The following is a 12,108-nucleotide window of genomic DNA, read 5'->3' as shown; positions in this document are numbered from 1 at the left end:
GTCGGACTCTTCGAGTGCCGACCTACGGTGAGGCTCCTTGGACTCTTCGAATCCCGACTCAAGCTGTGGCGCCTTGGACTCTTCGAATCCCGGTCCAGGATGAGGCGCGTTGGACTTTGTAGGTCGGTGGTCGAAGACCCCGACAAGTGCCAGCTCACCCACAACGCCCGCACCGGCCGCGTGCGCCAAGCCAAGCAGCGTCGGACTCTTCGAGTGCCGACCTTGTATGCTTTATCTCAATGCCTTTGAATGTGTTTTTCTTTTAAAACATGTTCAAGACATGGCCGAGGGGCACCTCGGTCTGAGTGCTTGGATGCCGTTGCCGACCTTGGGCTTTACCGCCCGTGACGTAGATTTTTTGCACCAAGCACTCACCCTCGTTCCACGATCGGACAGTATCTTTGGCCCACCTCTGGTGTGAGCCCGCATTCACAAGGTTGATCTTTCGAGTTTCTTATGCACACACATTTTCTTGGCATCGACATCGCCAAATCCAAGTTCGACTGCGCGTTGGTTCGCCCCGACGGCAAAGTTCGCAACAAAGTTTTATCCAACAACGCTCAGGGCTTTGCCCAATTACTCACCTGGCTTGATGCCCATGGCGTCAGCTCCTGTCAGCTCAGCCAGCTGCACGTTTGCATGGAAGCCACAGGCATCTATTGGGAGGCCTTGGCCGAGTTCCTCTGCGATCAGGGCATCGCTGTCAGCGTCATCAATCCCGCTCAGATCAAGTCTTATGGGGCCTCTCGCCTGATGCGGTCCAAGACAGACAAGATCGATGCGAACTTGATCGCTCACTTTTGCAAAGAGCGCTTGCCCCAGCCCTGGAAGGCTCCCGCCCCTCATGAACGTGTCCTGCGCAGCCTGGTGCTTCGCCTTGAAGCCTTGCAAAACATGCTCACACAAGAGAGCAATCGCCTGCAAGTGGCTAACGCAGCCGTTCAGCCGCAAATTCAAAACCATATTGACTGGCTCAACGCCGAAATCAAGGCTGTGGCCAAGCTGATCAAAGACCACATAGACAAGCACCCGGATTTGCGCCAAAAGCGAGACTTGCTCCAGAGCATTCCTGGCATTGGCGAGCGCACCCTTGCCATCATGCTGGCCTACTTCGGCTCAACGGAGCAATTTGACAATGCGCGCAAGGCAGTGGCGTTTGTGGGGCTTGATCCCAGACAGCACGAGTCTGGCTCCAGCGTCAAAGGCAAACCTCGAATGTCCAAAGTAGGTCATGCTTTTGTGCGCAAAGCCTTGTACATGCCAGCGATGGCAGCGTTGTACAAAACGGATTGGGGCAAGTGTTTCAGGGACCGTTTGGCCAGTGCGGGTAAACCGCCCAAACTGATCATCGGCGCCATGATGCGCAAGCTCATTCATGTGGCCGTTGGGGTGCTTAAATCGAACAAACCGTTCAATTCAGCACTCCACTGCGCTTGACAAGCATCACAGTATCTACGGTGGGGCTCCTTGGACTCTTCGAATCCCGACCCAAGCTCAGGCGCGTTGGACTTTGTAGGTCGGCGGTCGAAGACCCCGACAATTGCTTGCTCACCCACAACGCCCACAACGCCCACAACGCCCACAACGCCCACAACGCCCACAACGCCAGCATCGCCCGCGTGCCCCAAGCCAAGCAGCGTCGGACTCTGCGAGTGCCGACCTGCGAGATGACATGTCTCACACATTTCAAACTTCAGCGTGCCGGATCAATAAACGAAGCATGTCATGAGACTTCAATTCAAGTGAGCCCAATGGAGCATGGCTTGATCGATCAGCAATTGGGCAGAGCCGTTATTGTGGGCGCTGTAGACCGTGTAGGTGTGGTGATCTTCGGTCACCGTGGTGCCCGTGTTGCGCCACTCATGGGCCACGAGGTGCACGGCATCGTCGGCATCGCCAGTCAACTTCAGGGTGTGCACGCCGTTGCTTGGGGCGATTGCCATCACATCGTGGAGTGTGAGCTTCAAGGTGTTGGCACCTGTGCCCGACAAATCAACCGCTGCCACTGGGGTGTGCATGGCCACGAAGCTCGACAAGTCGAGCTGCATATTGGTGCCCAGCAAATCGATGTGGGCACCCAAGCCAGACACGGTCTCGGCAGAGTAAGCCAAGGCACTGTAGGCAAAGCCTGCGTCAGACACCAGCACCGATGAGCCATCTGTGGCGGTGGCTGTGGTTTGGCCCGCTTCGGTCACGCCCGCAAAGGGTGTGCGCACCACGCCATCGCTGATGAGGTGAATCGACGCAAGCCCCAAGTCGTTCAAGCTGTGCACCTCGCCTGCGTCTGACACGCCGTTTTGGTTGGCGTCTTGCCACACTTTGAACTCGGCAAACTTGGCGTCGGCAGCGTTGAACAGGCCGTCGTGGTTGGTGTCGAAGGTATCGGCCAAACCTTCCAGATCGGTGGCAGCGCGGGCATTTCCCAAGGCATCGAAGCGGTAGGTGGTGGCATATTGAGCAAAGGCGTACTGGCTGTTGTTGTGGACCAGACCATCGGCCAACTTGTCCCACACCAGCACACCGTCTTGTGCGCCGGCCCATGCGGTGCGGTCGAGATGGCCATCGCCGTTCACGTCCATGGCCACTTGGCCGTAGCTCAACATGCCGTCACGGTTGAGGTCGATCACCACAGGGGCCACGTTCTGGTTAACCACCACACCTGTCTTCACAATCACTTGTGAAGCAGTGGCCGTATTTTGATAAACCAGATAGTTGCTTGAACCATCATTCACCGTGCCCGCATTGGTCCAGCCACTGCCTTTGAGGTTCACGGTGTCACTGCTGGTGCCGTCCACCACCACCTGGTGGAACTTGGTGGTGGCGCTCAAGGCAGTACCGCCCGACACATTGGTCCATGTCTTTCCGTCGTCGCTGGCGGTGCCGGTGTAGATGCTGTTCAAGCCCGCCATGTCCTTGACGTCTCTGGCTGCGATGCTCAGCGTGTTGGCTGCTGTGTCGGTGGCCATGTCGATGCGCTCGATGCTGTGGATGCGGCTGGTGCCATCGTTGGCCATGGCGGCCACGTTGCTGATGGCCGTCATGTCCAGATTGGTGCCACCACTCAAGCGCAGCGTGTCAAAGCCACCGCCTCCGTCCACACGGGCTTTGACAGAGGCCGCAGTGTTGTTCGCCAGATTGCTGATGTCTGAGGCGGTCAGCACGATGGTGTCGTTGCCTGCACCTGCGCTGAAACGGTCCACGCCGCCACCGCCCACCAGGGTGTCGTTGCCGATCGTGCCCATCACATACTCGCTTGCCGACGAGCCCGTGCCCAGTGCCAAGGTGCTGCTCACATAGTTCGACGCACCATAAACAATGTAAGCCTGACCTGTGCCGCTCGCACTCCTGGAACTGACAGCCAGATCATCGAAACCGTCACCATTCAGGTCACCCGCATGGGTCACATGGAATCCAATGATCCCACCTGCCACTGGACCATTCATCACAAAGCCGCCAGAGCCTGCTGCAATGGCGCTCAATTCGACCGCTGTGCCCGTGGTTTTGCCGTAAACCACATAAGTACGACCGACATTTGAAGCCGATGAAAGATCGCCGTTGGGCGCACTCACCAGCAAATCGGCCAAACCATCGCCGTTGATGTCGCCTGCATAAGAAACACTCGCACCGCTGCTGTCAGACGCACATTGGCCGTTGATCACAAAACCACCATTGCCCGCTGCAATGGCAGTGGTGTTCACAGCGGCCGTTCCCGTTTTACCGAACACCACATACGATTTACCCGCATCGGCACCGGCCGCAGTGGTTGCCGCGTTGGCACCCACCACAACATCAGCCAAACCGTCACCGTTCACGTCGCCAGCGGTCGACACCGAATAAGCAAAGTTCTCGGCGTTTTGACCATTGATGACAAAGCCCGCAGTTGATGTGCCCGCCGTCATGGCCGTTGCATCCACACGGGCGGTGCCCGACTGCCCATAGATGACATAGGCACGGCCAGAAACTGCAGAACCCACGATGAGGTCGGCCAGGCCGTCGCCATTGACGTCACCGGCTGCAGAAAGGGTGTTGGCGCTGTCCACAAGGTCATACGCCCCCGAGTTGAAGACAAAGCCGCCCGAGCCCGTTGCACCCGCCATCGATGACAAGTAGACGGTGTTGCTGTTGGTTTTGCCATACACCACATAGGCGCTTGCCATGTCAGCAATCAGCACGTCAGCAATGCCATCGCCATTCACATCACCCAAATCGCTGACATTGGTGCCTGCATAGAAGACAGAGCACAAACCCTGAATGACATAACCCTGCGTGCTGGTGCCCGAAGTCAACGCAGACAAATTCACCGCGCTGTTGGTGGTCTTGCCATACACCACATACATGCTGCCGCTGTCTGTCACACCGTTGGGGTCAGAACCAGGGGCACCCACCAGCAAATCTGACAAGCCGTCACCGTTCACATCGCCAGCAGCGGACACGCCATAGCCTGCCTGGTCGTTGAAAGATGGGCCATTGATCAGGAAACCTTGGGTAGATGTGCCTGCAACCAATGCAGTCATATTGACCTGGGTAGGCAGACCGGTTGAAGAACCAAACAAGACATAAGCGCGGCCTGCATCCGTTGCGTAGGCATCCGCAAAAGGCGCGCCCACGATCACATCGTCAAAGCCATCACCGTTCACATCCCCTGCAAACGACAGGGACTGACCCAGCTTATCGTTAAACGCTTGGCCCGTGACGGAGGCCGTGTTGATGACAATGTCAAACACGTCGCTGACACTCAAGGCACCATCGCTGGCAGTCACTTTGACCCGCAATGTGTTGGTGCCCACAGGGGGTGTGCCGCTCAAAGTGAGTGAGCTGGAATTGAAGCTGAGCCAGCCGGGTTGTGTCGTGAGTTCATTGCCATTGGCATCGACCACGACCGCGGTGTAGGTGAGGCTGCTGCTGTCCACGTCGCTGAAGCTGGCTGCGGGCACGGTGTAACTCAAGGCCAAACCTACGTAGCCTGTGGTGTTGGCAATGGCGTTGGCCACGATGGGCGCGTCGTTGGCACCGTTCACGGCCACAGTGAGGGTGGCGGTGCTGGACAGGCCGGCTGCGTCTTTGACGGTGTAGGTGAACACGTCGTTCAGCGCGGTGCTGCTGGTGTTCAAGGCTTGCACCGTTGCACTGCTTTGGGTGACGGTGTAGGTGTAACTGCCGTCTGCGCCGATGACCAAGGTGCCGTAGTCGCCCACGATGCTTTGACCCGTGGCGCTGGTGGTGCCTGCACTCACTGCGCTGGCGGTGCCTGTGGTGCCTTTGAGGATGGCGCTGACAGATTTCGTGTCGCCACTGTCCACATCGGTGTCGTTGGCCAGCACGTTCAGAGCGCTGAAGCCGCTGGTGGTGGCTGCGAGGACTGCGCCTGCGGTGGCGTTGGCTGTGCCGCCGGCTTCCTGGATGCTGGCGGTGTCGCTAACGCCGGCGACCGCTTCGTTGAGGTTGTTGACAGCCAAAGTCACAGCCTTCTCGCTGAAATTTCCAACGGCATCTGTGGCAACCACGGTGAAGGCGTAGTCAGGCTTGAGTTCAAAGTCAGGTGACTCGGTCAACGTGACAGCGCCCGTGCTGCTGTTGATGCTGAACTTGGCCACGTCGCCTGTCGCAGCTTTGAGGCTGTAGGTGACGCTGGTGGCCATGGCAGGGCTGTTGAAGTCAGTGTCTGTCGCTGCTGCGGTGTACACCACAGTGTTGGCTGCGATGTTTTCGTTGACTGCTGTGGCTGTGGCCGCTGAAGTGATGGCGGGGGCCACTTCGTCGACGTTGGTGACATTCAAGCTCACGGCTTTGCTGCCCGCGTTGCCCTTGGCATCGGTGGCAAGCACGTTGAAGCTGTAGCTTGTTTTGGTTTCGTAGTTGGACGCCGCATTGAGTTTGACTTGACCGGTGATGCTGTCCATGGTGAGCAGGCTGGCATCTGTGCCCGTCAAGCTGTAGCTGATGCTGAGTGCGCCTTGTGGGTTGTAGTCGGTGTCCGAGGCCGTGGCGGTGTAGACCACGGTGGTGGCTGCCGTGTTTTCTGCCACGGTGGCGGTGGCACCAGAGGTGATGCTGGGGGCCACCTCGTCGACGTTGGTGACATTCAAGCTCACGGCTTTGCTGCCCGCGTTGCCCTTGGCATCGGTGGCAAGCACGTTGAAGCTGTAGCTTGTTTTGGTTTCGTAGTTGGCTGCTGCGTTGAGTTTGACTTGACCGGTGCTGCTGTCGATGGTGAGCAGGCTGGCATCTGTGCCCGTGAGGCTGTAGCTGATGCTGAGTGCGCCTTGTGGGTTGTAGTCGGTGTCCGTGGCCGTGGCGGTGTAGACCACAGAGGTGGCTGCCGTGTTTTCTGCCACGGTGGCTGTAGCAGCAGAGGTGATGCTGGGGGCCACTTCGTCGACGTTGGTGACAGCCAGAGTGACTGGTTTGGTCGTGGTGTTCCCTGCAAGATCGGTAGCCACCACAGAGAAGCTGTAGCTGGTTTTGGCCTCGTAGTTGGGTGAGGCTTTCAATGTCACTTCGCCGGTGCTGGCGTTGATGTTGAAGGCGCTCGCGTCCGTACCGGACAGGCTGTAGCTGACGGCACTGCCGGTGTCGGTGGCGTTGGCGTCGTAAACAATCACTGAGGTGGCGATGTTTTCGTTTTGCGCAGTGGCCACGTCGGTGCCTGTGCTTGCAAAGGTGGGGGCGCTGATGTCAATGACGACGTTTTCAACATCACTGCCACTTAAGCCAAACTGGTTGACCACCGTGGCGGTGACATCTTGGCTGCCTGCGTTGGCTGCGATGGCATAAGCGCTGACTTGCGCTGCCGTGAGGGTGACCGAGAAGGTGTTGTTGCCACCAACGCCTGCCAACACAGTTGCCGTGGGTGCAGGTGACACACCCAAACCGTCCAAGGTGACGGTGGAGCCTACTTGCGCATTGGTCACACCCGTGATGGTGAGAGATTGGCCCGCTTCTGCCGCGTTGAGGTAACCATCGGTGCTGATTTCATTCAGCGTGATGGTGGGGTTTGCCGTGTTGATGACCAGTTCAGCGTTGCTGATGTCCGTCTTGGTGACACCGCCAGCGCTGACGCTGACGCCAACGTCGTAGGTGTTGCCACTGGCGAGGGTGAGGGTGCCGCTGGTGGGCACAGCCGCGCCTGTGCCGCCAGTGATGAGTGACCACTGCTTTGTGATGGCGTCGTAGGTGATGCCTGCAGGCAAGCTGCCAATGGCGCCGCTGTAGGTGGCACCGCCAACGGTGACGGTGAGTGTGTCGCCAGTTTCCAAGGCCACATAGGTAACGGGCGAGCCGGGTACAGATTTTTGTGCAAAGCCGGTCAACGTAGGTGTCAGGGTGCCTGAGTAGTTGTTCAACACGGTGGGGATGTCGGGCGTTGCCGTATTCACCACCATGCCGTTGTTCATGTCTGTGGCCACTTTGCCGCCCGTGCTTGTGGCCGCAGCAATCACTTGGTAGGTGTTGCCGTGGTTGAGGGCGATGGCGTCGGTAACGCTGAGCGTGACGCTCCAGGCTCCGCTTGCAGCAACGGTAGCCAGGTGATTGGTGCCGTTGATGGTGACGGTGATGGTTTGACCCTCCAGATTGGTGCTGGTGCCGCTGATGACGGGCTTGGTAGTCACTGTGTTGGTGTTGCTTCCGCGCTCGCTGCCATCGTAGGTGCCGTTTAAGCCACCTGTGAGGTCAGTCACGCCATCGCCAGAAATGCTGTCTATGGTGATGGAGGGAGCGCTGGTGCTGATCGTCGCGGTGTAGGGTGAAGAAACCGGCCCGGCGTTGGTTGCTGTGTCCCCCACTTTGGCGGTGTAGCTCACTTGTTGCGTGTTGACCAATGTGCGGGTGTCTGCAAAGGTCCAGTTGGTGCCGCTCACGGTGGCGTTGCCCAGGTAGTTACTGCCGTCATAAACCTGCAACACTTCACCGCTGTCCAATCCGGCGCTGACCGTGCCTTTGAGGTTCAAGCTGGTGTCGTCGGTGACACCGCCTGATGCAACGGTGCCCATCACCGCACCTTCGTTGTCCAGGATGTCGGTGATGACCACGGTTTGCGTGGGTGCGCTGCTGTCGATGGTGACCAGCTGTGATGCAGTAGCGCCGTAAGTGCTGCCTGGGCTTTGCACCCGCATTTGTACTGTGTTTGTGCTGGTGAGCGCTGAGTCTGCGTAGCTGATGGCGGTGTTGCTGACGCTGGAGGTGATGTCTGTCCAGGTCACGCCGTTGTCGCCCGAGTACCACAACTTTTGACCAGCGGTCAGTGCGGTGCTCAGTGAGCCGCTGACGGTCAGGCCGTTGTTGTCGTTGGTGATGAAGTCACCCGCAATGCCTGAGTCGTTGCTGATCGCCGTGATGCTCACGGTGGTGGAGACGGCGCCTTCGAGTGTGTAGGCCTTGCTGGCGGTGATCGTGCCGAGGTTGCCGGACTTGTCGTACGCGAGCAATGTGGCGGCGATGGTGGTGTCGGAGTCGCCGCTCAGGTCTGCACCCGAGACAGCAATGCTGTAAGCGCCACTGGCGTTGACGGTGCCGCTGTAGTTCTCGCCTTTGATGACGAGGGTGACCACATCACCGGTGGTGAAATCACCACGGGCCGTGCCGGTGATGGTGACGCTGCCACTGGCCTCGGTGCTGTTGAGGATGTTGTCTGCGGTGACGGCATCCACGCTCAGGCTGGTCTTGCCGGCGGGTGGGTTGAGCGGGTCTTCAGGCAAGACCACGGACGCAGGTGGTGTGGTGTCGATGGTGATGGGCAGCGCAGTGGGGGCGCTGGTGTTGCCAGCCGGGTCGGTGGCGGTGACGGCCAGGTTGTTCAGGCCTTCGGGCAAGGCGGTGGTGGGTGTGATAGCCCAGGTGCCGTCGGGTGCGACCACGGCGGTGCCGATGAGTCCGCCTTGAGGGTCTTTAATGGTGATGGTGTCACCGGGCGTACCAGTGCCACTGAGTGTGGGCGTGTTGTCATTGGTGGTGCTGTCGAGCTTTTTGCCGCTGTCGCTGGTGGGGTCGAGCACGGCAGCCGGTGCATCCGGTGGTGTGGTGTCGATGGTCACGAGCTTCGAGGCAGCAGCGCCGTAAGTGCTGCTTGCGCCTTGCACCCGCATTTGCACGGTGTTCGTACTGGTGAGCGCTGAGTCTGCGTAGCTGATGGCGGTGTTGCTGACGCTGGAGGTGATGTCTGTCCAGGTCACGCCGTTGTCGCCCGAGTACCACAGCTTTTGACCAGCGGTCAGTGCGGTGCTCAGTGAGCCGCTGACGGTCAGGCCGTTGTTGTCGTTGGTGATGAAGTCACCCGCAATGCCTGAGTCGTTGCTGATCGCCGTGATGCTCACGGTGGTGGTGACGGTGGGGGAGACAGCGCCTTCGATCGTGTAAGCCTTTGTGGCAGTGATCGTGCCGGGGTTGCCGGACTTGTCGTGCGCGACCAAGGTGGCGGCGATGGTGGTGTCGGTGTCGCCGCTCAGGTCTGAACCTGAGACGTCAATGCTGTAGGTGCCACTGGCGTTGACGGTGCCGGTGAAGCTCACGCCTTTGATGACGAGGGTGACCAGATCACCTGCGGTGAACTCGCCACGGGCCGTGCCGGTGATGGTGACGCTGCCACTGGCCTCGGTGCTGTTGAGGATGTTGTCTGCGGTGACGGCATCCACGCTCAGGCTGGTCTTGCCGGCGGGTGGGTTGAGCGGGTCTTCAGGCAAGACCACGGACGCAGGGCCTGTGGTGTCGATGGTGATGGGCAGCGCAGTGGGGGCGCTGGTGTTGCCAGCCGGGTCGGTGGCGGTGACGGCCAGGTTGTTCAGGCCTTCGGGCAAGGCGGTGGTGGGTGTGATAGCCCAGGTGCCGTCGGGTGCGACCACGGCGGTGCCGATGAGTCCGCCTTGAGGGTCTTTGATGGTGATGAGATCGCCAGGCGTGCCAGTGCCGCTGAGTGTGGGCGTGTTGTCGTTGGTGGTGCTGTCGAGCTTTTTGCCGCTGTCGCTGGTGGGGTCGAGCACGGCCGCTGGCGCTGCGGGTGGTGTGGTGTCGATGGTGATGGGCAGCGCAGTGGGGGCGCTGGTGTTGCCAGCCGGGTCGGTGGCGGTGACGGCCAGGTTGTTCAGGCCTTCGGGCAGAGCGGTGGTGGGCGTGATGGCCCAGCTGCCGTTGGCGGCGACCACGGCGGTTCCGATGAGTCCGCCTTGGGGGTCTTTGATGGTGATGGTGTCACCGGGCGTGGCACCGTTACCACTGAGGGTGGGCGTGTTGTTGTTGGTGGTGCTGTCGAGCTTTTTGCCGCTGTCACTGGTGGGGTCGAGCACGGCAGCCGGTGCTGCGGGCGGTGTGGTGTCGATGGTGATGGGCAGCGCTGTGGCTGCGCTGGTGTTGCCTGTGGGGTCGGTGGCAGTGACTGCCAGGTTGTTCAGGCCTTCGGGCAGAGCGGTGGTGGGCGTGACGGACCAAGTGCCATTGGCAGCGACCACGGCAGTGCCGATGACGTTGTTTTGGGGGTCTTTGATGGTGATGGTGTCACCGGGCGTGCCAGTGCCACTGAGTGTGGGCGTGTTGTCGCTGGTGGTGCTGTCGAGCTTTTTGCCGCTGTCACTGGTCGGGTCGAGCACGGCCGCTGGCGCTGCGGGTGGTGTGGTGTCGATGGTGATAGGCAGTGTGGTGGGTGTGCTGGTGTTGCCTGTGGGGTCGGTGGCGGTGACGGCCAGGTTGTTCAGGCCGTTGGGCAGCGGTGTGGTGGGCGTGACGGACCAGGTGCCGTTGGCGGTGACCACGGCGGTGCCGAGCACGGTGCCGTCGGGTGCCTTGAGGGTGATGGTGTCACCGGGCGTGCCGGTGCCGTCGATGGTGGGGGTGTTGTCGTTGGTGGTTTTGTCACCCTTGGTGCCGCTGTCGCTTTCGGGGGCCAAGTTGGCCAGGGGGGCGGCAGGGCCAGCGGTGTCGACCGAGATGACGAGCACCAGCGGTGTGCTGGCGGTGGTGTTGCCTGCCGGGTCGGTGGCGGTGACGACCAGTGGCTTGATGCCAGCGGTCAGTGCTGTGGTGGGCGTGATGGACCAGGTGCCGTTGGCCAGCACAGTGGCGGTACCGATCAGGCTGCCTGCAGCGTCTTTGATGGTGACGGTGTCGCCGGGCGTGCCTGTGCCGCTCAAAGTAGGCGTGGTGTCGTTGGTGGTTGTGTCACCCAGGGTGCCGCTGTCGCTGCTGCGGTCGAGCACGGCAGACAGGGCACTTGCGCCGGTGGTTGCTGGGGGCGTGGTGTCGATGGTGATGGGCAGTGCGGTGGGTGCGCTGGTGTTGCCTGTGGGGTCGGTGGCAGTCACAGCCAGGTTGTTCAGGCCTTCGGGCAGCGGTGTGGTGGGCGTGATGGCCCAGCTGCCGTTGGCAGCCACGACGGCGGTGCCGATGACATTGCCTTTGGCATCCTTGATGGTGATGACATCGCCAGGCGTGCCGCTGCCGCTCAGGGTGGGCGTGGTGTCCTTGGTGGTTTTGTCACCCTGGGTGCCGCTGTCGCTGCTGGGGTCAAGCCGTGCGATGGGCGCTGACGGGGCCATGTTGGTTTTTGCGGTGGTGCCGTTTGCAGCATCAGCGATAACCGCGCCTGTCGTGACCAGACCAAAGCCTGCCAGCAAAGGGTTGAATGCAGTCAGCGCCACACCCATAAAAGCCCCCGTGCCACTGACTTCCATGCCGCCCAAGGCTTGCTCGACGGCCTCGCTGCCATCCTCCAAGCGCCCGATGAGACCTTCTTCGTTCGGGTCTTGCGTCAGGTATTCGTAGAAATTGCCATTTTCTGCCTGGCCAATGATGCCGTTATATCCCTCGGAATTGACTTCGTAATAGTCCTCAATGATCAAGTCTGCTTCGAGACTGCCTGTGAACAGGATGTGCAGGTGCTTGCCAACCCGCTTGACCTGGATGCTTTCAGGTGCCAATCCCTGTCCTTTGCCCTCTTCTTGCAGCTGGTATTTGTCACCCGCTATGGCTTTGATGCGAAGCACTTGACCCTTGCTGGCTGCACCTTGTTCAACTTCCAGTACTGGGTTGCCGTCTGCTCTTGCGGTTTTGATCAGAACTTTGAATTTGTGAGTCATTTGGGGATCTCTTTGAGGGGGCTTCATGACTTGACCCGTGCGCTGG

At 60.0% G+C, this 12,108-nt stretch carries 2 protein-coding genes; one reads left to right on the top strand and one right to left on the bottom strand.

What is annotated here, in order from left to right; all coding sequences use genetic code 11:
• Window positions 1-456 precede the first annotated feature (456 nt).
• Window positions 457-1,437: an IS110 family RNA-guided transposase gene (locus H663_RS21630; RefSeq protein WP_116695777.1), complete on the top strand. Its 981-nt coding sequence runs from the start codon at window positions 457-459 to the stop codon at window positions 1,435-1,437.
• Between the two features lie 296 nt (window positions 1,438-1,733).
• On the opposite strand, the gene H663_RS21625 is transcribed toward H663_RS21630, so the two are convergent.
• On the bottom strand, window positions 1,734-12,062 hold the full coding sequence (locus H663_RS21625) for an Ig-like domain-containing protein (RefSeq protein WP_053172677.1): 10,329 nt from the start codon (window positions 12,060-12,062) through the stop codon (window positions 1,734-1,736).
• Window positions 12,063-12,108: the final 46 nt, after the last annotated feature.

This window comes from Limnohabitans planktonicus II-D5 (assembly GCF_001270065.2).
Lineage (GTDB): Bacteria > Pseudomonadota > Gammaproteobacteria > Burkholderiales > Burkholderiaceae_C > Limnohabitans_A > Limnohabitans_A planktonicus.
This window is presented reverse-complemented; position numbering and strand designations above follow the sequence as displayed.

Bases quoted from the DNA above. Each gene is read 5' to 3' on its own strand.
- H663_RS21625 (WP_053172677.1), bottom strand. From the start codon at position 12,062: ATGACTCACAAATTCAAAGTTCTGATCAAAACCGCAAGAGCAGACGGC.
- H663_RS21630 (WP_116695777.1), top strand. From the start codon at position 457: ATGCACACACATTTTCTTGGCATCGACATCGCCAAATCCAAGTTCGAC.